This is a genomic window from Pectobacterium polaris, from assembly GCF_002307355.1.
In the GTDB taxonomy this organism is placed as follows: domain Bacteria; phylum Pseudomonadota; class Gammaproteobacteria; order Enterobacterales; family Enterobacteriaceae; genus Pectobacterium; species Pectobacterium polare.
In genome coordinates this window covers 1,176,818-1,198,508 of sequence record NZ_CP017481.1, presented here as the reverse complement: position 1 = coordinate 1,198,508, position 21,691 = coordinate 1,176,818, and the positions used below count along the sequence as shown (strand labels likewise).

Annotated in this window: 17 protein-coding genes; 4 read left to right on the top strand and 13 right to left on the bottom strand. The window is 52.2% G+C overall.

What is annotated here, in order from left to right; genetic code table 11:
* Positions 1-127: 127 nt before the first annotated feature.
* From BJJ97_RS05420 to BJJ97_RS05390, 7 genes are all read right to left on the bottom strand, one after another.
* On the bottom strand, positions 128-1,021 hold the full coding sequence (locus BJJ97_RS05420; protein ID WP_095993304.1) for a hypothetical protein: 894 nt from the start codon (positions 1,019-1,021) through the stop codon (positions 128-130).
* A gap of 300 nt (positions 1,022-1,321) precedes the next feature.
* Positions 1,322-2,137 carry a sugar-phosphatase gene (yidA, locus tag BJJ97_RS05415; RefSeq protein WP_010281188.1) on the bottom strand — a complete coding sequence of 272 codons (816 nt, stop codon included), beginning with the start codon at positions 2,135-2,137 and terminating at the stop codon, positions 1,322-1,324.
* Positions 2,138-2,593: 456 nt separating this feature from the next.
* Entirely contained in the window at positions 2,594-3,613 is a 1,020-nt protein-coding gene (locus BJJ97_RS05410; RefSeq protein ID WP_095993303.1) for an IS110 family RNA-guided transposase, read from the bottom strand.
* 256 nt (positions 3,614-3,869) lie between these two features.
* Positions 3,870-5,312 carry a 6-phospho-beta-glucosidase gene (locus BJJ97_RS05405; RefSeq protein WP_095993302.1) on the bottom strand — a complete coding sequence of 481 codons (1,443 nt, stop codon included), beginning with the start codon at positions 5,310-5,312 and terminating at the stop codon, positions 3,870-3,872.
* Positions 5,313-5,345: 33 nt separating this feature from the next.
* Positions 5,346-5,687, bottom strand: coding sequence for a PTS lactose/cellobiose transporter subunit IIA (locus BJJ97_RS05400; RefSeq protein WP_095993301.1), 342 nt, complete (start codon positions 5,685-5,687; stop codon positions 5,346-5,348).
* A complete protein-coding gene (locus BJJ97_RS05395; RefSeq protein ID WP_095993300.1) occupies positions 5,677-6,990 on the bottom strand; it encodes a PTS sugar transporter subunit IIC in 1,314 nt (437 codons plus the stop codon). Before BJJ97_RS05395 ends, BJJ97_RS05400 begins: the two co-directional genes overlap by 11 nt.
* A gap of 16 nt (positions 6,991-7,006) precedes the next feature.
* Positions 7,007-7,312 carry a PTS sugar transporter subunit IIB gene (locus BJJ97_RS05390; RefSeq protein WP_039317538.1) on the bottom strand — a complete coding sequence of 102 codons (306 nt, stop codon included), beginning with the start codon at positions 7,310-7,312 and terminating at the stop codon, positions 7,007-7,009.
* Positions 7,313-7,523: 211 nt separating this feature from the next.
* Between BJJ97_RS05390 and BJJ97_RS05385 the strand changes: the two genes are divergently transcribed.
* The 3 genes from BJJ97_RS05385 (at position 7,524) to BJJ97_RS05375 (ending at position 12,483) form a co-directional block, all read left to right on the top strand.
* Positions 7,524-8,537 (top strand): LacI family DNA-binding transcriptional regulator, encoded by a 1,014-nt coding sequence (locus BJJ97_RS05385; protein WP_095993299.1) that lies wholly within the window; start codon positions 7,524-7,526, stop codon positions 8,535-8,537.
* Positions 8,538-8,998: 461 nt separating this feature from the next.
* The gene (locus tag BJJ97_RS05380) at positions 8,999-11,002 is read left to right on the top strand and encodes a methyl-accepting chemotaxis protein (protein ID WP_193438350.1); all 2,004 of its coding nucleotides are present in this window, start codon (positions 8,999-9,001) and stop codon (positions 11,000-11,002) included.
* Positions 11,003-11,292: 290 nt separating this feature from the next.
* Positions 11,293-12,483, top strand: a complete 1,191-nt coding sequence (locus BJJ97_RS05375; protein ID WP_095993298.1) for an MFS transporter — start codon at positions 11,293-11,295, stop codon at positions 12,481-12,483.
* 72 nt (positions 12,484-12,555) lie between these two features.
* Here the strand turns inward: BJJ97_RS05375 and BJJ97_RS05370 are convergent, their stop codons facing one another.
* Complete coding sequence (locus tag BJJ97_RS05370) at positions 12,556-12,987, bottom strand: carboxymuconolactone decarboxylase family protein (RefSeq protein WP_039485143.1); 432 nt, start codon at positions 12,985-12,987, stop codon at positions 12,556-12,558.
* Positions 12,988-13,154: 167 nt separating this feature from the next.
* Positions 13,155-13,586, bottom strand: a complete 432-nt coding sequence (locus tag BJJ97_RS05365; RefSeq protein WP_095993297.1) for a GNAT family N-acetyltransferase — start codon at positions 13,584-13,586, stop codon at positions 13,155-13,157.
* Positions 13,587-13,677: 91 nt separating this feature from the next.
* Between BJJ97_RS05365 and pdxR the strand changes: the two genes are divergently transcribed.
* A complete protein-coding gene (gene pdxR / locus BJJ97_RS05360; RefSeq protein WP_095993296.1) occupies positions 13,678-15,105 on the top strand; it encodes a MocR-like pyridoxine biosynthesis transcription factor PdxR in 1,428 nt (475 codons plus the stop codon).
* A 136-nt stretch (positions 15,106-15,241) separates the two neighbouring features.
* Here pdxR and gyrB read toward each other — a convergent pair whose 3' ends face one another.
* From gyrB to dnaA, 4 genes are read right to left on the bottom strand one after another with little or no spacing between them, the layout of a single operon-like run.
* On the bottom strand, positions 15,242-17,659 hold the full coding sequence (gene gyrB, locus BJJ97_RS05355) for a DNA topoisomerase (ATP-hydrolyzing) subunit B (protein WP_095993295.1): 2,418 nt from the start codon (positions 17,657-17,659) through the stop codon (positions 15,242-15,244).
* A gap of 18 nt (positions 17,660-17,677) precedes the next feature.
* The gene (gene recF / locus BJJ97_RS05350; RefSeq protein WP_010281217.1) at positions 17,678-18,763 is read right to left on the bottom strand and encodes a DNA replication/repair protein RecF; all 1,086 of its coding nucleotides are present in this window, start codon (positions 18,761-18,763) and stop codon (positions 17,678-17,680) included.
* A gap of 49 nt (positions 18,764-18,812) precedes the next feature.
* Positions 18,813-19,913 carry a DNA polymerase III subunit beta gene (gene dnaN / locus BJJ97_RS05345; protein ID WP_095993294.1) on the bottom strand — a complete coding sequence of 367 codons (1,101 nt, stop codon included), beginning with the start codon at positions 19,911-19,913 and terminating at the stop codon, positions 18,813-18,815.
* A gap of 4 nt (positions 19,914-19,917) precedes the next feature.
* Positions 19,918-21,315 carry a chromosomal replication initiator protein DnaA gene (gene dnaA, locus BJJ97_RS05340; RefSeq protein WP_095993293.1) on the bottom strand — a complete coding sequence of 466 codons (1,398 nt, stop codon included), beginning with the start codon at positions 21,313-21,315 and terminating at the stop codon, positions 19,918-19,920.
* Positions 21,316-21,691: the final 376 nt, after the last annotated feature.

The following is a 21,691-nucleotide window of genomic DNA, read 5'->3' as shown; positions in this document are numbered from 1 at the left end:
TTAAGATTAATAAATAGACTGATGTATTATTTACCCCAGTCAAGTCTGACGTCATCATAAAGGCAAGAATCTTCTGTTAGGTAATACACCGACATCAGAAAACCCTGCCCTTACCACAAAATATTAGTTACTTAGCCCAAACGCTATACATTTGTAATTCACCAACCTGACGAATGAATTCATTATATTTTTTACTTTCCTCCTTCGGAAGAGTCATGGTGTTTTTCGCGTATATCGTGATCAAATCGCCATATAGTTGACTAACATTAGAGCTTATTTCCTCATGAGCCTTTATGTCATTATTCTCTTTTAATTTATTCACTTCGCTGATTATTTCGTCTGCTTTTTTCTGCATGTCAACGTTGATAAAACTCACCATTGGGGCATCATAGTTAAATTCGATGTTAATTGAGTCATCACCTTCATCCTTCGGCGAATCGGGCTTGAGATCTTCTTTATAAGTGTCTAATAAATATTCCAACATGTCTTTTTTATCAAAGCATTTGGATTGAATATTACCATTTGAACTACGGCCACTAATTTTGATTGATTTTGGGAACGGTTCATCTAATTGGTAAGTACATTTAAACATGTTGGCATCAATGACGGAGGCGTTTGCACTTCTGACGGGCATCTCTAACTGATGCCCATTTATCGTCACATCATAGGTTGCTGGTTTAAATTTATTTGATTTCCCTTCAACAGCATAGATTTCTGATAACGTATAATAGACATGATTATCAGGATTGATAATCCCGCCTTTATTATCATCCAAAACCATGAATGAGAAAATATCACCTTTACTATTTTCTAACTTATGCATACCTGAAGATATCTTAATTATTCCTTTAGCCCCAGGTAATACATCATAGCTTTTACCATCAAATTTAAACGTGATATTTTTCGTGGTGGGGTTGCTATATTGGAACTTTCCTTTATTGCTTGAAAAATCCAAACTATCACAAGCAGAGACGGATAGTGCAGCGATAAAAATCAATCCAAGTTTGAATGTCGCTTTCATGATATGAATCCCTAATTAAAAATATTATTCCTAATAATTATTACGCTAATGCAATGAAAATTTTAACATGTCAATCACAGCCATATATTCTGAATTAAGTAAAATTAAATGCCCGACAGCCTATAATATCTCTATAACAGATGGCGACCCCCTGCCTTTTGCAAAGACAGGCAGCGCCCGTTACTGGCTGGGTTTTGTCGAATGGATGAGTAAAGCAACCTAACGTATATACAACTTGAAGTATTACGGGTCTATAAGGCTACACGGTAGCCTTATAGGTCTTCCCATTAACGCTATCTATCAGGCATTCAATACAAATTTCTCGATCGCGTAGGCGACGCCGTCTTCCATGTTGGTTTTGGTGACGAACTGACTGGCTTCTTTCACTTCGTCGATGGCATTGCCCATCGCGACGCCGATACCCGCATAGCGAATCATCGCCAGATCGTTCTGCTGGTCGCCCAACGTCATGACGCTTTCGCGTGGAATGCCGAGGTGCTCCGCCAGCATCTTCACGCCTTCACCTTTGTTGACGCGCTTATCCAGAATTTCCAGATAGTATTCGGCGCTCTTCATAATGGTATAGCGTTCAAAGGCTTCCGGTGGCAACTGACTGATGGCGCGATCCAAGATCTCTGGCTCATCAATCATCATCACTTTCGGGAACGTCAGGCTGCGATCCATTTCCTCTACCGCGCGATACTTCAACGGCATTCCGGTCAGGTGAGATTCGTGGATGGTGTAAGGGCTGATGTCTTTATTGGCGGTATAGACGAAATTGAAGTCCAGCGCGTGGAAATGGACGCCCAGTTTGCAGGCCAGCGCTTCGAAGTAGAGATAATCGTCAAAGCTCAGCGCCGTTTGCGCCACACAGTCACCATTGACCGTACGCTGCACCAGCGCACCGTTATTGGTGATGCAGTAACAGCCTTCCTGCTGCAAATCCAGCTCCATCAGGTAGCGCTCGACGCCGATGTAGGGGCGACCGGTAGCCAGCACGACCTGCACGCCTTTCTCTCTGGCAGCAGCAATCGCGGCTTTTACCGCAGGTGAAATTTGATTTTGGGGCGTCAGTAACGTCCCGTCCATATCAATAGCGATCAGTTTTACAGACATAATTTTTCCAGCATCAAGTTATCTGTTTTCATGCTAACGCGATTCAGCGATGAAGTCGTTAGTGAAATACGGCAGGGTGACAGGCGTATGACACACAACGTAAAAAGCCGTGCGGTTAAGCACAGCTGAGATTGCTGACAAAGTCCGTAGAACGGGAGTAACGGATAGATCGTAAAGACGCTGCAAGTACCTATATGGACGCTCCCATAAATCGCAATGTTTTTCAGTAAAAAAGCGGGCAGGTATTGCAACCATATATCCGGTCTCTTGTGGGAGCCTTCGGGCTCCCCGACCATGATGAAAGCCGCCAGGTGAGTTCTCAACATCCCTTCGGGCTGTGATGCCCTCGTACTCGCTCAGAATATCTCACCTGCGGTCTTACCTGTTTTGCCATCTTACTGATTTCACATGCAACTACCGGACAACATGACATCGTTAACGTTGGTGCTGATGTCCTCAGGCTCCCGTCAGTGGACGATACTCTGTTTCATGGAAAAGCATTGACCATAAAATACGCGCGGTTTTACACGCCTGCGCCACGGCCGCGACGTTGCGGTGTTTACGCCTGACCAGCGCGGCCAGCCACGGCATCGTCTTCTCATTTTTACTGATATGCCTCAGCACGGCTCTTGCCCCGTGAACCAACAGACAGCGAAAATAACTGTCGCCGCGCTTACTTATGCCGCCGAACTTCTGTTTGCCTCCGCTTGAATGCTCCCGTGGCGTCAGGCCCAGCCATGAAGCAAACTGCTTCGCAGTATCGAATTGCCTGCCATTGCCGACGGATGCGACCAGATATGTTGCCGTCATCAGCCCCACGCCCGGCACTTTTTCTACCCGCTGGCAGGCCGGCTGGGTCCGTGCCCAGTCACTCAGCTCATGTTCGGTCTGTCGTATCCTCGTTTCCAGCGCTTTAAGATGTTCAAGCTGACGCTGTACGCTGACACGTACAAAGTGAGGCAGTTCGTTTTCTTCATCTTCCAGAATCTCAGGCACCGCTTTATAAAGTGCACTGAATCCTGTCGCCATCACACAGCCAAACTCGGCGAGCATCGCCCGCAGGCTGTTGGCGCAGCCGTTCCGCTCGCGTACCAGAAAACTGCGTTCGGTATGAAGGGCAAGCACACCCTGCTGCTCCGCTGTTTTAATCTGAACAAAGCGCATGTTCGGACGTGTGACTGCTTCGCAGATAGCCTCTGCATCAGCCGCATCCGTCTTGTTGGTTTTAACGTAAGGCTTAACATACTGTGGTGGAATGAGCTTTACCCGATGTCCGGCGTTGCTGAACAGGCGGGCAAAGTGGTGACTGGATGAACACGCTTCCATACCGATTAAGCAGGCCGGAAGCTGAATAATGAACGGGACAAACTGGCTGCGGGAAAGCTTTTTTCGCAGGACGGTTTTACCATTGTGATCTACGCCGTGAAGCACGAAGAGGTTTTTTGCGAGATCAATACCCATCGTTGATACTTGCATTTGGACGCTCCTTCTTTTGAGATTTGACACTCAAACTTTGGCACATCTGATGCCGTAAAGATGGAGCGTCCATCTCATTATCCCTGTACGCTCGGATTGCGCAGATATGAATCTCATCCCTGAGATTCACCCTTGCAGGGCCGTCGCAAGCGACGTTCAAAAACGTTCCTGACGTTTTTGTCCCTGGCGCAAACGCTTTACTCTTCTATTCCGTTACTCCCGTTTCCGTTCTACAGATAGGTTTGAAATATAGCCGTTATAGCTCAGCGCCGTTGCTGGCGATCACCTGCTTGTACCAGTCAAAGCTCTTTTTCTTCGAGCGCTTGAACGTGCCAGTGCCATCATCGTGTTTATCCACGTGGATGAAACCGTAGCGTTTGTTGTACTGGCCCGTGGTGAACGACACGCAGTCGATACAGCCCCACGGGGTATAACCCATCAGTTCCACGCCGTCTTCGACGACGGCTTTCTTCATCTGATCGATATGCGCTTTGAGGTATTCGATGCGGTAATCATCGTTAATGCTGCCGTCGGCTTCCGCCTTGTCTACCGCGCCAAAGCCGTTTTCGACGATGAACATCGGTTTCTGATAACGCTCGTAGAAGCTGTTCAGCGTATAGCGCAGGCCAACCGGGTCAATCTGCCAGCCCCATTCCGATGCCTTCACGTGCGGGTTTTTCACACCGCCGTCAAAGCCCGTGATCGCATCTTCTTTTTTCTGGCCTTTTGCTGCCAGCTGTACCGCGCTGCTCATGTAGTAGCTGAAGCCCAGATAGTCCGTGCAGCCTTCGCGCAGCGTCTGTTCATCTTCCGGCTGCATATCAATCTGATAGCCTTTGCGCGCCCACTCTTTCAGGATGTAAGACGGGTAGTAACCGCGCAGCTGCACGTCACCGAACAGATGACGCTCACGCATCGCTTCCTGTGCAAACATCACGTCATCTGGATGGCACGACCACGGATAGATCGGCACCAGCGCCAGCATGCAGCCAATTTTGAAGTTCGGGTTAATTTCATGACCCAGCTTCACCACTTTCGCACTGGCGACAAACTGGTGGTGCAGCGTTTGGTACATCGCCTGCTCTGGCTTGTCGTGATCGGTAAAAATCACGCCGGAACAGCAGTAGCCAAACAGCGGATACTGCCAGTTACGCTGGTTGTTAATCTCATTGAAGGTCATCCAGTATTTCACTTTGGACTGGTAACGTTTCATGACCACTTCGCTGTAGCGAACAAAGAAATCCACCACTTTACGGTTCAGCCAGCCGCCGTATTGCTTAACCAGATGATGTGGCATTTCAAAGTGAGACAGCGTAATCACTGGCTCGATGTTGTATTTCAGCAGCTCATCAAACAGGTCGTCATAGAATTGCAGGCCTGCTTCATTTGGCTCCAGCTCATCGCCATTGGGGAAAATACGCGTCCAGGCAATCGAGGTGCGAAAGCATTTGAAGCCCATTTCGGCGAACAGGGCAATATCCTGCTTATAGTGGGAGTAGAACTCCACCGCCTGATGGTTTGGATAACTGACACCAGGCTGTACGCCATCGGTAATCACACGGTCAACGCCGTGGGCACCGCCGGACAGGACATCGCAAATGCTGACGCCTTTGCCGCCTTGATCCCAACCACCTTCAACTTGATGCGCCGCTACCGCGCCGCCCCACAGAAAGTCTTTCGGTAATTGTTGAACAGACATGTTATTTCCTTCTCATTTCAGGTTTGCATACTATTAATTTATAAGCTGTTTAAGGGTGGAGATTTCCCGATGCAGTTGGATAAGTTCCTCCACCAGTTCACGGCATAGCATCGCGTTCATCAGATGATCTTGCGCGTGAACCAGAATCAGGTTGACCGGGATTTTCCCGCTGCCCTCATCGGCACCAATCAAGGCCGTCTGGATTTGATGGGCTTTGCGCGCGGCAACGGAAGCGGTGTTCAGCAGTTCCTCAGCCTTGTCCCAGTCGTATTTTCTGGCGGCACTCAGCGCTTCCATCGAGCTGGAGCGCGCTTCTCCCGCATAGATAATCAGTTCCATTACTGTCGTTTCATCAAGCATGGTTTCATCGCGCATCACTCACTGCCTCCTCTGCTGTACCCACTTCTTGTGCGATCAGCTGACGTTCATACATTTTGAAGAAGGGGTAATAGATTAAGGACGAGACGACGATCAGTACCCCCACTAGCACCACCGCACGCCAGTCCCATCCCGTAGACCAGGCTGCGCCAATCGGGCCCGGCGTTGTCCAGGGCGCAAGAGAAATCACGCGGTGCACCAAATCGGTTTTTAACGCGATATAGGCAAGGGTGGCGTTCACCAACGGCGCGGTAATAAACGGAATAAACATCAGCGGGTTCATCACGATAGGTGAACCAAAAATCACCGGTTCGTTGATGTTGAACATACTCGGCACCACGGCCAGCTTGCCGATGGAGCGCAGGTGAGCAGAACGGCTACGCAGATAGAGGAAGACCAGCCCCATGGTCGCTCCCGAGCCGCCCACCGTAATGAAGAACTGCCAGAAGGGTTCAATAAAGATTTTGGTGATCGGTGCGCCCGCGTTAAACGCTTCCTGATTGATCCCCAAGTTGGTCAGCCAGAACGCCTGCAAAATGCCGCCGACGATAACCGCGCCGTGAATCCCGGCAAACCACAGCAGGTGGCAGAGCAGCACCGCGATCAGGATGGCGGGGAGCGAGTCGGATGCCGAGATAATCGGCGCGAAGACGGCCATGATCGCCTGCGGTAACAGCATGCCGAATTGGCTCTGCATAAACAGGCTAAGCGGGAAGAGCGTCAGGAAGATGGCAAGAATCGGGATCAACAGATCGAAAGACTGGCGAATTTTCGGCGGTACCTGTTCCGGCAGGCGAATACCAATATTGCGCTTCTGCAAAAAATGCATCAACTCCGTCGAATAGATCGCCACAATAATCGCGGTGAAAATCCCTTCACCGCCCAGCGACCCAACCGGCAGGCTTTTGTCGATTTGCGGAGCCGCCACTACCATGAACGACATCAGCGACAGACTCGCCGCCATAAAACCGTTCATTTTATAGCTCTGCGCCAGGTTATAAGCGATGGCGCTGGTGATATACACCGCCATAATGCCCATCGTCATGTTGTAGGGCATCATGATTTGTTCGCTGTGGCGTTCCACCATCCCCAGCCACCACTGCGCAAAAGCCCATTCACTATTCGGGCTAAAAGGTGGATGAGCGAATAACATCATAAAAGAGCCGACAATTAAAAACGGCATAGAGGCAATGAAGCCATCTTTAATTGCTACAACATGGCGCTGGCTAGAGAGTTTTGCCGCAATTGGACTAATACGGTTTTCGATAACGCTGAATAATGACTCGCTTAATTTACTCATTATTCCTCCCGTTATACTAATTGATCATCGCCAAGGCATCGTTGAGGACTTTTTCCCCATTCATCATGCCGTAATCAACCATATTAATGACCGCGATCGGCTTCGCTTTCTCGTCAGCTATCACCTTGAATTCAGGTAACTTATACTTAATCTGCGGCCCCAGAAGGCAGCAATCATATTCATCAATCAACTCATTAAACTCTTCAAAACCCACGGCTTTTATCTCAACAGCGATCGCATTTTTCTCGGCGACCTTTTCCATCCGCTGTACCAGCATGCTGGTAGACATTCCTGCTGCGCAACAGAGTAAAATCTTATTCATACTGCACCTCACCGTCCGTTTTTTTATTATTCAAGCAAGACACAAAATAATATGCAACCGGTTTCATATTGTTTTTACTATTTTTTGAAGGCGATCATAAATAGCGCAAGTGAGGAATATTTTTATCCCCCTATTCTGTATTGATGATAAAAAGAGAGGAAATATCCCTATAATGACGACATCAGGCAGTACAGGAGAACGGGAAAGTACGATGGTAACCATGCTCGATGTAGCGAAAAAAGCCGGTGTATCCAAAGCCACCGTATCACGCGTGCTGACAGGGAATAACTACGTCAGTAAGACCACGCGAGATCGGGTATTCAAGGCGATTGAAGAGATTGGCTACCGGCCCAACCTGCTGGCGCGCCAGCTCGCCACGAGCAAGTCGCAAATCATTGGTTTGGTTGTGACCAACACGCTGTACAGCGGCCCCTATTTCAGCGAATTGCTGTTCCAAACGGCAACCATGACGGAGAAATACGGGCGGCAGCTCATCATGGCAGATGGCAAGCACAGCGCGGAAGAAGAGCGCGAAGCGATCCAGTTCCTGCTCGATTTACGCTGCGATGCCGTCATTATCTATCCGCGTTTTCTTTCCACGAATGAGCTGGAAGAGATTATCGAACAGCACGATCAACCAATCATGGTCGTGAACCGCACACTGCATCAACACGGCGATAATGGCATCTGTGCCAATCACCAGCAGCACTGCCATGATGCCGTCAATTACCTGATTGCACAGGGCCACCGTGATATCGCTTTTGTCTGCGGAGCGGCGAACTCCCCTACCGGCACAAGCCGACTGGCTGGCTACCGGCAGGCGCTGGAGGAAAACGGGGTTCCCTATAATGACAGGCTGGTTGCGCCAGGTGACTGGACCCATGACAGCGGCTATACAGCGGCACAAATCCTGCTTCAGCGGAATGAAACCTTCAGCGCACTGGTCGCCAGCAATGACGATATGGCGATTGGCGCGGCCAAAGCGCTGCGTGAACACGGCCTCACGATTCCGCAGGATGTCTCGCTGCTGGGGTTCGATGATTTACCGATGGCATCATGGTTCTATCCACCCCTGACTACCGTGCATGTGCCCGTCGCCGAGATGATCAGCTATACCCTTGAGAAACTGCTGTGCCGGCTGGAGGGTGAAACCGTCGCGCCTGCACCAGCCTTCAAAGGCGAATTGATTATCCGCGATTCCGTCAGCAAAGGCCCCGCCGCCTAATCCTCACTCACACAGTGAGGCACCCTGCCTCACTGTTCTGTCCGTTCACATCGATACCGATTTATGTCCCTCGCCGATTTGTGACATTTTCGTGAACAACCTAAAGAGATATTGTTTCCCGCCGATAATTTATTTGTGACTTACATCACAAATAATGACGAGTCGCGCAAGGGAATGACCCAAAAACAGAAAGGAAGACAATCGATTGATTCTTTTTATAAAAAAAGTACCTATAGACTCTAAATAATTCGAGTTGCAGGAAGGCGGCAAGCGAGGGACAAATTCGTCGGGAACGAATTTGAACAGCCAACGGCTGGCCTTCGGTGAGAGACAGGACGTCTCTCATTTCATCCCGATGAGCTTACTTGAGTAAGTGATTCGGGTGAGCAAGCGCAGCCAACGCATATGCAGCTTGAAGTATGACGGGTATAGGCGCTTATATCCCAGGGGATATTACGCATATGTCTACAACACTGTTACCGGTTAACCACAGCAACCCATCCATTCATGCTTCGCCAGCCACGTTAAAAAGAAAGCTCAGCACACGTATGCTGATGCTCATGGCGGGCGTCACCACTATCGCACTCGGTTTTATTCTCACCATCGGCCTGCTGATTTGGCAATCTGGCCAGCAGCAAAAGACCATCGCACAGCAGTATCTTGAGCAAACGGCGTATACCAACAGCTACCTGATTCAGCAAAAGCTGGATGTCGCGCTACATGCGGCACGTAATCTGGTGCAGAGCGTTGTCAGTCTGCAAGAAGCAGGCAACGCCGACCGAAAAACCGCGGAGACACTGCTGAAGAATGCGCTAAAGAGTCATCCTGATTTCCTTTCGATGTCGCTGGCGTGGGAACCCGATGCGTTTGACGGCAAAGATCGGGATTACGTCGGTCAACCCGATCAAGACCCGCAAGGTCGCTTCGTCCGCTACGTTGACCGCGATACCGCAGGCAACGTTGCCCTGCATAATCTAGTGGATTATGAAACGCCCGGCAGCGGCGATTACTATCTGCTGCCGAAGAAACTCCAGAAAGAGGTGATTCTGGAACCGTATAGCTACCCTTACAACGGCGTCGATGTTCTGCTGACCTCCATTGCCGTGCCCATCATTATCAACAACAAATTTTACGGATCCGTCACCGCGGACTTTTCTCTGGATACGCTGCAACAGCTCACCAACAACATCAAGCCCTATGAAGGCACGGGCTACGCGCAACTACTGTCCCACACCGGTGCCTACATTTCTCATCCCGACAAGACTCGGATAACCAAGAAAATTGCAAACGACCCAACGCTGCTTGAGCATGTCACCACAGGTCAGCCGTATCAGATCGAACGTGATAATGCTGTGCTGAACACGCCAGCTTTTAACGTGTATGTGCCAGTAAAAATCGGCAATACCGGTACGCCCTGGATGCTCGGCCTGTCCGCGCCCGTCAATGTGGTGATGGCGGAAACCGCACAGCAGCGCAACGTGGGGCTGCTGCTTATGGTACTGAGTATCGTGGTGGTTTCCGGCGTGTTGGGCATCATTTTTAACCGCAAGGTTGCGCGTCCTATCGGTGGCGAGCCCGCTCAGGCCGCGCAGATCGCTCTGTCCGTAGCACAAGGGGATTTAACACAGACCATCCCTGTGCAACCGAAGGACGACAGCAGTATTTTTTACGCCATGAACGCCATGCAGACGCAGTTGAGAGATATCGCCGAGCAGCTGATTAGCACCAGCGAATCCGTCAGCCACGGTGCGACGGAAATTGCCGCAGGCAATACCGATCTGGCTTCCCGCACCGAGCAACAGGCGGCGGCGTTGGAAGAAACCGCCGCCAGCATGGAACAGATTACGGCGACGGTGAAACAGAATGCGGATAACGCCCATAACGCCACGACGCTGGCACAGAATGCCGCGCAGATCGCTCAGAAAGGCGACAAGATAGTCGGTCAGGTTGTTCACATTATGAGTGAGATCGACGACAGTTCGAAGAAAATTGCCGACATTACCAGCATCATCAACGGCATCGCGTTCCAGACCAATATCCTCGCACTCAACGCGGCGGTGGAAGCCGCCAGAGCGGGCGAACAAGGGCGCGGTTTTGCGGTCGTTGCCAACGAGGTGCGTAACCTGGCGCAGCGTAGCGCCAGTGCCGTAAAAGACATCACCGCGCTGATTACGGAGTCCGCCAGCCGTGTTGATAGCGGTGTCACACTGGTTCAGAACGCCGGTGAGACCATGCAGGAAATGCTGAGTGCCGTCACGTCGGTAAAAGACATCATGGACGAGATTGTCTCTGCGTCGGATGAACAATCGCGCGGAATCAGCCAAGTGACGCAGGCCGTTCACGAGATGGACGGCGTTACCCAGCAGAACGCCGCGCTGGTACAGGAAGCCACGGCAGCAGCCGCGTCGCTGGAAGAGCAAGCCAGACAGCTCGCGCAAACGGTGCTGGTATTTAAGCTCTCGTAATCACCACTCTTCACCAACTCCCCCGCACGGGCCGGAAACGGCCTGTGCTTTATTCCCAGCGTGGGCAGCAATCCTCGAACGAATCTGACCACATAAACACCCACCCAAATACGATTTGATCGTTATGCCGTTCTCTCCCTATTCTGCCGAAAAGGCAGGTATCAATATTCGCCATAGATGATATAAGTAATATGCTAACCTTATGATCCCTTTGCCAGGGAGTGACGCCCTGTTCCTGCGCCAGCTCTCACGATAATAAAATCTACAGACCTGTAAGCTGCAAAAACAACATGAAATTCATAAAACTACCGTTACTGGCGCAAATCTCATCAGCGCATCTGGTGAGTCATTTCCATATGATGGTGCTGCCCGCGCTCATTCCGCTGCTGTCAGCTCAGCGCGATATCAGCTTTGTTGAACTCGGGTTTGCACTCAGCGTATTCAACATTGTCTCCGCCTGCGTGCAGACGCCGATTGGTTTTATGGTGGACCGCATCGGCGCGCGACGCACATTAACCGCAGGGATCACGCTCGGGAGCCTCTGTTTTCTCTCGCTCGGCTTTTCAGGCAGCTACGTTTGGCTGGTCGCCGCGATGGGCCTCGCTGGGGTAGCGAACGCGGTTTATCATCCGGCGGATTACGCTTTGCTGTCGCGTGGGATTGATGAGAAACGCATGGGCCGCGCCTTCTCCGTGCATACGTTTTCCGGTTTTCTGGGCACGGCCATTGCGCCCGGTATTTTGCTGTCCGTTGCCGCCTTTTCCGGCATCAGTAGCGCATTCATCGTTTCCGGCGTCCTCGGCTTACTGACGATACCGCTGCTTCTGACGGATCGCGATGAGCCTATCCGAGTAAAACCTACGGCGGCAACAGGTACCCAGCCAAGCAAATCGCGCGCACCCGTTTTCACGCTGCCGATTCTGGCGCTGCTCATTCTGTTCCTGCTGTTGAATTTAAGTACGGGCTCGATCCAGAACTTCTCGGTAACGGCGTTAGTTACGGGCTACGATTTGTCCCTTTCACAGGCTAACGTGGCGCTGACCGCGTTCCTGTTCGCCAGTGCCTTTGGCGTATTGGCTGGCGGCTCACTGGCGGATAAAACCAAGCGCCACGGGCTGGTGGCGACGGCGGCGCTAGCCGCAACCGCCGTGCTGGTCAGTATCGTTGCCATGTATTCCTTACCGACTATCGTGCTCGTGCCATTGTTGGCTGCTGCCGGTTTCCTCTCCGGCATGATTGCCCCTTCTCGGGATATGCTGGTGCGTGCCGCGTCCCCACCGGGGGCGGAAGGACGGGTGTTTGGGATTGTCTCCACCGGCTTTAATCTGGGTGGCGCAGCGGGGCCAGTGCTGTTCGGCTGGCTGCTGGATAACGGCCATCCTCATGCCATTTTCTGGTCTGCCGTCATCTTTATGCTGATTACATCTTTCATCACGCTGCTACAGGAAATGCGCAGCGCCAAACGACGCGCGCTGGCCTGATGAAAGGCGGTGAAGAGACACGGTACATACTCAAACGGCGGATGGCGGCAAAGCCATCCGTATACCCACGTCTTACTGACGCATGCCTATCGCCAAGCGATTGAAGGCGCTCATCAGCGAGATGGCAAAGCTCAGGTCGGCAACTTCCGTATCGCTGAAATGTGCCTTAAGTGGTTCGAAATCCTCATCAGGTGCGTGGCTACGAGCCACATCCACCAGCGATTCCGTCCAGGCCAACGCCACGCGCTCGCGTTCACTGAAATGATCGCTCACACGCCAGCCAGCCAGGCTGTCTAGCTTAGCATCCGGTACGCCGCCAGCACGCAAGGCCGCTGCGTGCATCTCCAGGCAGAAGGCGCAGCCATTGATTTGCGAAATCCGCAAATAGACCAGTTCGATCAATGGTTTTCCAAGACTGCTCTTGTCCAGCGCTTTCTTGGTAAGGGTAAGCCCTTGGTAGGCTTCAGGCGAGAGAGTTTGGTAAGGCAAGCGAAGTGTGCTCATGGAAGGTCTCCGGTAGGAAGTGAAAGAACAAGAAACGAAATCAACGCATGGCGTGTTTTGGCCAATGCTTCGGACAGCTCTGCAAGTACACGAGCTGCATGTTGCGAATACCCATGACGGACAGGTCGGTATTCCAGAAAAAGGTGTGGATGCATCGTTCGTTGTACCTATAACGCTTGGCTAAAATGCAACCCTTTGGACAGCAGACCTTGGCGGAAATAGAAACGTTGCGCCAGGGCATTCCCCAAGGCGGTATCGAGCACCAGATGAGCACAGTCTTGCCGTTGAGCTTCCTCACGCAGCGCCTCGATCAGCATGCCGCCCAGACTCTGACGGCGGGCTCCCGCAACGGCGACCAGATCATCGACGTAGAGGAACCGTCCATACAGCAGGTTTTCCTGGATGCGATAACCCGCCACCGCCATGACCCGATCGCCCTGCCAAGCTGCCATCAGACGATAGCCTTGCTGGGCTTGGCGGCGAACCTGTGCCACGAATGTGGCAGCATCGAGAAGATGAGGTCGCAGTTCGTGCATGGTGTCAAAACAGGCCAAGTAGTCCTGCTCGCTGTCAATAAGGCTCAATCGGAAGTGGCTCATGTCGATCTCCTTGTCATGGAATCCGTACTTTAGGAAAATAATGACCTAGTAAAAAGGTGCAAAAACTGAATAAACAAATAGGACATGGCATATGAATATTCAGCCGTTGAGGCCAAGCCGAAAGCACGATGCGCCGCTCTATTTACAGTTGTATCGACGCTACCGAGACGCGATTGCTGCCGGAAAACTCCATCCAGGTGATCGCGTACCTTCCGTACGCAGCCTCGCCAGTGAACTGAATCTGGCACGGGGTACGGTCGAAATGGCTTACCAGATTCTCATCAGTGAGGGCTATTTTCTGGCACGTGGCCCGGCGGGTACGATCGTTTCGCCCCATCTGGACAGTCTTGGCGAGTCACTGCCTGTCACGGTGTCCCAACCTGCCGCCAAGGCGCATTCTCAGCCGAAAGCGCTGGCGGTCGATTCCCCCCAGCCTTTCCAACTGGGTTTGCCGGCACTAGATGCGTTTCCACGCAAGGTTTGGACACGTTTGTCCGGCCACAATCTTCGCACTCTGGATACGGTAGCCATGAATTATCCCGACCCTGTGGGATACGAACCTCTGCGCCGATCCATTGCGACCTATCTCGCTATCTCACGTGGCATCACTTGCACGCACGAGCAGGTATTCATTACACCCGGCTACCGGGGTGCGCTGGAACTGGTATGCCGCGCATTATTACAACCCGGTGATGTTGGGTGGTACGAAGATCCTGGCTACATTTTCGCCCGCCAGTTTCTGGAGCGTGCGAGCATGAATCTGGAGCCTGTGCCCGTAGATGAAGACGGTTTGAATGTAGACATCGGCCAACAGCGAGCTGCCGATGCACGTTTTGCCTTGGTGACACCGACGCACCAAAGTCCGATGGGGGTAGCACTATCCCTGCCAAGGCGGTTACAACTACTGGAATGGGCTAGCCACCGCCAAGCGTGGATCATTGAAGATGACTACGACAGTGAGTTCCGTTACCACGGACGACCACTACCACCGCTAAAAAGTCTGGATCGCGACGGACGCGTGCTTTACACAGGCACCTTCAGCAAGGTGCTGTTCCCAGGTTTGCGTCTGGCCTATCTGGTTGTTCCTGAACCACAGGTCGAGCTGTTTAGGGACGCAGCAAATCACCTTTGTGGCCCCGGTTCGATTCTGCCTCAGGCAACGGTGGCCGATTTCATGGATCAAGGGCACTTTGCTCGCCACCTACGAAGGATGCGCTCGCTTTATGCAACGCGACGCGGCTATTTGGTCGATGCACTCTTGCAGGCGTTAGGTTCACGTCTGGACATCCAGCCGCAGGCAGGTGGTATTCATGTACTCGCGAAGCTGGCTCCGCGGGAAGATGACAAATCGCTGGCTGCGGCGGCCCAATCTAACGGCCTTGCCATTCAGGCTCTGAGCCAGTGGCAAATTCGCAGGACATCACACAGTGGGCTACTGATGGGATTCGCCAACGTGACCGAACCGGAGATGGCGAAAACACTGGTCTGCCGATTGATGGCTGCCATTCAGTCACAGTGAAAGCGCTAGCCAACGGTTAGCCAGCACTGCTGCCTTCTCTGTAGCGGGATCGACTGCGGATTTGGTGAGTTTAGTGACGTAAAAAAGCCAGCTCCACAGGGAGCTGGCTCAGATAACGATAACAACGTAGATCGAATTAGATATCGATATTCATCGCTTTCAGGGCGTTCTCTTCGATAAACGCACGACGCGGTTCAACGGCATCACCCATCAGCGTTGTGAACAGCTCATCGGCAGCAATGGCGTCTTTAACTGTGACACGCAGCATGCGGCGGCTGGTCGGATCCATCGTGGTTTCCCACAGCTGATCTGGGTTCATTTCACCCAGACCTTTATAACGCTGTACGGTCAAGCCACGGCGGGACTCTTTCACCAGCCACTCCAGCGCCTGTTCAAAACTGGCAACGGGCTGACGACGCTCACCACGTTCGATGTACGCATCTTCTTCAATCAGGCCGCGCAATTTTTCGCCCAGCTGATTCAATTTGCGGTATTCGCTACCCGCGACGAAGCCGGCACCCAGCGGATAATCGGTATCCACACCGTGCGTACGCACGCGCAGCGCCGGTTCAAATACGCTGCGCTCTTCATCGTGATGGATGACAAAGCTGTATGTGCTACCGTGAATCTCGTTTTCGTTCAGGCTGCTAACCAGCGATTCCGCCCACGCCTGTACTTTTTCACGCTCGCCCAAATCGGCGTCAGCCAATGTTGGTTGATAAATCAGACGGTTCAAGAACGCACGCGGGAAGCGACGCTCCATACGGCCAATCATCTTCTGTACGGCGTAATGTTCAGAAACCAGTTTCTCCAGCGGTTCACCCGCCAGCGCAGGAGCCTGTGCATTGGTATGCAGCGTCGCGCCGTCTAGCGCCAGTGCGATCTGGTACTGATCCATCGCTTCATCATCTTTGATGTACTGTTCCTGCTTGCCTTTTTTCACCTTGTACAGCGGCGGCTGCGCAATATACACGTGACCACGCTCAACAATTTCAGGCAGTTGACGATAGAAGAAGGTCAACAGCAGAGTACGGATGTGCGAACCATCCACGTCAGCATCGGTCATGATGATGATGTTGTGGTAGCGCAGTTTGTCCGGGTTGTATTCATCACGGCCAATGCCGCAGCCCAACGCGGTGATCAGCGTCGCGACTTCCTGTGAAGAAAGCATCTTGTCAAAACGGGCTTTCTCAACGTTCAGGATTTTACCCTTCAGCGGCAGAATCGCCTGGTTCTTACGGTTACGCCCCTGCTTAGCAGAGCCGCCCGCTGAGTCCCCTTCCACCAGGTACAGTTCAGACAGCGCGGGGTCGCGTTCCTGACAGTCCGCCAGTTTGCCCGGCAGGCCAGCCAGATCGAGCGCACCCTTACGACGCGTCATATCACGTGCTTTACGCGCCGCTTCACGGGCACGGGCAGCATCAATAATTTTACCGACCACGATTTTGGCATCCGATGGATTTTCCATCAGATAATCCACCAGCTTTTCGTTTACCAGCGATTCAACAGCGGTTTTCACTTCGGAAGAAACCAGCTTGTCTTTGGTCTGCGAGGAGAATTTCGGATCTGGCACTTTCACGGAAACCACGGCAATCAGCCCTTCGCGCGCATCGTCACCGGTGGCGCTAATTTTGGCTTTCTTGCTGTAGCCTTCTTTATCCATGTAGTTATTCAGCGTACGGGTCATCGCTGCACGGAAGCCGGCCAGGTGCGTACCACCGTCACGCTGCGGAATGTTGTTGGTAAAGCAGTAAATGTTTTCCTGGAAGCCATCATTCCACTGCAACGCCACTTCCACGCCGATGTCGTCTTTCGTCATCGAGAAATAAAACACGTTCGGGTGAATTGGCGTCTTGTTACGGTTCAGGTAATCAACAAACGCCTTGATGCCGCCTTCATAATGGTAATGATCGGCTTTATCTTTCTCACGCTCGTCGATCAGGCGGATAGACACGCCGGAGTTCAGGAACGACAGCTCGCGCAGACGCTTGGCCAGAATCTCATACTCGAATTCCACCACGTTGGTGAACGTCTCATGGCTCGGCCAGAAGCGCACCGTCGTACCGGTTCTGTTGGTTTCACCCGTCACAGCCAGCGGAGCCTGCGCCACGCCGTGTTTATAGGTTTGTTCGTGAAGTTTGCCGTCGCGGTGAATAACCAGTTTCAGTTTTTCCGACAGGGCGTTAACCACGGAAACCCCTACGCCGTGCAGGCCGCCGGAGACTTTATACGAGTTATCATCGAATTTACCGCCCGCATGCAGCACGGTCATGATGACTTCGGCGGCGGAGATACCTTCTTCTTCGTGAATGCCGGTCGGAATACCACGGCCATCATCCTGCACCGATACCGAGTTATCAGCATGGATGGTGATGATAATGTCTTTACAATAGCCAGCGAGTGCTTCGTCGATAGCGTTGTCCACAACCTCGAATACCATGTGATGCAGGCCGGTACCGTCGTCCGTATCGCCGATATACATACCTGGGCGTTTACGTACCGCATCCAGCCCTTTCAATACCTTGATACTTGAGGAGTCATAAGAATTCGACATCAACGTTTCTCGCTCATTTTAGTCCTGTGATTGAACCGTTATTTTACCCTGTTCTACGCGGAACATCTTGCCCTTTTCACCAACCATGTCTTCTATCTGTTCAGCGCTGACTGCACTGACAAAAACCTGTGCATGGGTGGCTTTTAACCGTTCGGCTAGCAAACGGCGGCGGGTACTATCCAGTTCGGAAGCAAAATCATCGATCAGATACAGACAGCGCAGTCCGTTCTGACGGGTGAGAAATTCACCCTGAGCCAGCCTCAGCGCACACATCAGCAGCTTGAGCTGACCACGGGACAGCATATCCTCGACGGCCACGCCGCTGGCGCGGATGCGGAAGTCGGCTTTATGCGGCCCCAGCGCCGTATAACCTAACATACGGTCGCGTTCGAACTGCCGTTCCAGCAGTTCTGCATACTCACTTTCTTTATCCCAGCCGCGCTGGAAAGAGAAACTGAGAGAAAATTCAGGCAAAAATTGCGTACAGGTCGTGGCGATATCATTGGCAATCGCCGCGCTGTATTGCGCACGCCATTCGCTGATACGTTCCGCCAGCGGCACCAGTTCCTGATCCCAGGCTCTGAGTTGCCCATAGTGACTCACTTGGCGCAGCGCCGCATTACGCTGGCGCAACAAACGCTTCATGTTGCTCCAGGCCGCGAAAAAGCCGGGCTCATTATGGAAACAGCCCCAGTCGAGAAAGGCACGACGAAATTTCGGGCCGCCGTTGAGCAGGGTAAATCCTTCCGGGGTGATCAGCTGTATCGGCAGCAGTTGCGCCAGTTCAGCAACTTTATGGCCGTCGCTGCCGTCAATCCGCACCTTGCTGTCGCCCTGACGGTTTTTGCTTAACCCAACGGATCGCTCCGTTTCCGTACCGTCAATACGACCATGTAGTACAAATTCCGGCTGATCGTGACGAATCACGCGCCCCGCCTGAATGCTACGAAACGCCCGCCCGTGCCCTAGCGTATAAATCGCTTCCAACACGCTGGTTTTACCACTGCCGTTGGCACCGACTAAAAAATTAAAGCCGGGAACCAGCGCCAGATCGGCCGCCTCGATATTGCGGAAATCTTTGATGAGAAGACGAGTAAGAGCCATGTTGCAGTTATCTTAATGATGAAAGGGCAAGTAAACTTGCCCGATAATTCTACAACCGCATTGGCATGACGACATAAGCCGCCGCCCGGCTGGCGCTATCTTCGATTTGCACGCTGGAAACGGAATCGGTCAGCAGTAAACGTACACCTTCGCATTTCAGCGCGTTTAGCACATCCAGTACGTAGCTAACGTTAAAGCCGATTTCCATCTCGGTGCTGTCGTACTGCACATCCAGAATCTCTTCCGCTTCTTCCTGCTCTGGGTTGTTAGCAGTAATTTTGAGCTGATTCTTAATCAGATGCAGACGCACACCGCGGAATTTTTCATTCGATAAAATCGCCGCACGGGAGAAGGCCTGCTTGAGCAGATCGCAGCTGGCCTCCAGCGTTTTATCCGGATTCTTCGGCAATACGCGGCGATAATCAGGGAAACGACCATCAACCAGCTTTGACGTGAAAATGAAGTCACCGACATGCGCACGAATATTGTTGCTGCCGATTTGCAGCTGCAGCGGGGTATCACCACCATCCAGCAGACGCACCAACTCCATCACGCCTTTACGCGGCACGATCACCGAATGTGACGGTAAAGATTGACCAACCGGCATGGAGCAAACCGCCAAACGGTGACCATCGGTCGCGACCGTGCGCAGCTCTTCACCTTCGGTTTCAAACAGCATACCGTTGAGGTAGTAACGGACATCCTGATGCGCCATCGAAAACTGCGTCGCTTCGATCAAACGCTTCATCGTCGCCTGCGGTAGAGAGAATTCAACCTCGCTCTGCCAGTCGTCCAGATTAGGGAAATCCACTGCGGGCAGCGTGGACAGCGAGAAACGGCTGCGGCCAGAGCGCACCAGCATGCGATCGCCATCCAGCATAATCGTGATTTCCGCGCCTTCCGGCAGACCCCGGCAAATATCAAACAGTTTGCGGGCAGGGACGGTCGTGGCACCCGGTTCATGCGCCTGCGTCAGCGCAACCTTCGCCACCATCTCCATTTCCAGATCGGTACCGGTCAGCGACAGCACACCTTCCGTCACCTGAATCAGCAGGTTGCCCAGAATCGGTAAAGTTGGTCGGCCGCCCAGCGGGCTGCTGACCTGTTGTAATGGCTTTAACAGACGTTCGCGTTCAACAATAAATTTCATAGTGTTATGACGATAGAGTTCTGATTAAATTGGAAAAATCTTCTTTGATGTCGTGGCTTTCTTCACGCAACTGCTCAATCTTGCGGCAGGCATGCAACACCGTCGTATGGTCACGCCCGCCAAAGGCATCGCCGATTTCCGGCAGGCTGTGATTCGTCAGTTCTTTCGCCAACGCCATCGCCATCTGGCGCGGACGCGCCACCGAGCGGGAACGACGTTTAGACAGCAGGTCGGCTACCTTAATTTTATAGTATTCCGCCACGGTCTTTTGAATATTGTCGATAGTAACCAGTTTTTCCTGCAACGCCAGCAGATCGCGCAGCGCTTCACGCACAAAATCAATGGTGATCGAGCGGCCAGTAAAATTGGCATTCGCGATAACGCGGTTCAGTGCGCCTTCCAGCTCACGCACGTTAGAACGCAGGCGTTTGGCAATAAAGAACGCCACTTCGCCAGGCAGACGAATGTCGTTTTCATCCGCTTTCTTCATCAGAATCGCCACGCGGGTTTCCAGCTCTGGCGGTTCAATCGCGACCGTTAATCCCCAACCAAAGCGGGATTTCAGGCGATCTTCCACGCCGTTGATCTCTTTCGGGTAGCGGTCAGACGTCAGGATGATTTGCTGGTTGCCTTCCAGCAACGCATTAAAGGTATGAAAGAACTCTTCCTGCGAACGCTCTTTATTAGCAAAGAATTGGATATCATCGATCAGCAGCGCATCAACAGAACGGTAGTAGCGTTTGAATTCTTCAATCGCATTGTTCTGCAACGCTTTAACCATATCCTGCACGAAACGCTCGGAGTGCATGTAAACCACTTTTGCGTTGGGCTTGCGGGCAATGATGCCATTCCCCACCGCGTGCAATAAGTGCGTTTTACCCAAGCCAGTGCCGCCATAAAGAAACAGCGGATTATATGCGCCACCAGGGTTATCGGCCACCTGACGTGCCGCTGCACGGGCCAACTGGTTCGATTTACCCTCAACGAAGTTATCAAACGTATGCTTGGGGTTCACATTCGAACGGTAGGTATGCTCTGCCTGTACAGGCGAGTTATCCCAGCTTGGCCGTACTGGTGCCATACGCACCGGCTGTTGCCGCGCAACGCTGACAGGATTGTGGTGCGACTGCGCAGGCTGGCTTACCGTCTGCACCAACGGTTTGCTCCCTACTTCGAAACGCAGTAAAGGGGCATCCATCCCGCAGAAATCATTCAGCAGAACATTGATATTATTTAAGTATTTATCACGGACCCAATCCAGCACAAAACGATTGGGGGCGTAGAGCGCCAGAGTGTTATCACTCAGCTCCGCCTGCAACGGGCGTATCCACATACTGAATTCTGTGGCAGGTAACTCATCCTGCAAACGGGCAAGACACTGCTGCCAAAGCGAAAGTGACACGGCGGACTCCACTCGAACAAGAACGATCAAAAAGAAAAGAATAAGACGTTATTTATGTGACTCATGATTTTTTGGCGCCTGCGTCATCCACGATTGTTTCATTCACAATTCAGACAGCAGACACACCACGTAGCGCGGCGGTTTACTCCGACGATCCCGTCAAAAGGATCGCTAACGGAACCGCGGATCATAACCTAATCCGCCGAAGAGATCTTCCCCTTCTGCACAGTTTCGATCCTTTTTATCCACAGGCTATTCTTATCGCCACACCCCGCAACACGGCAGAGGGGCGGCTAGCACACATTTTAGCCGCTTACGGTAAAGCGCACCCAAGCATACTCTCGGAGACACGATCGTTACGGTGACATCGATCATG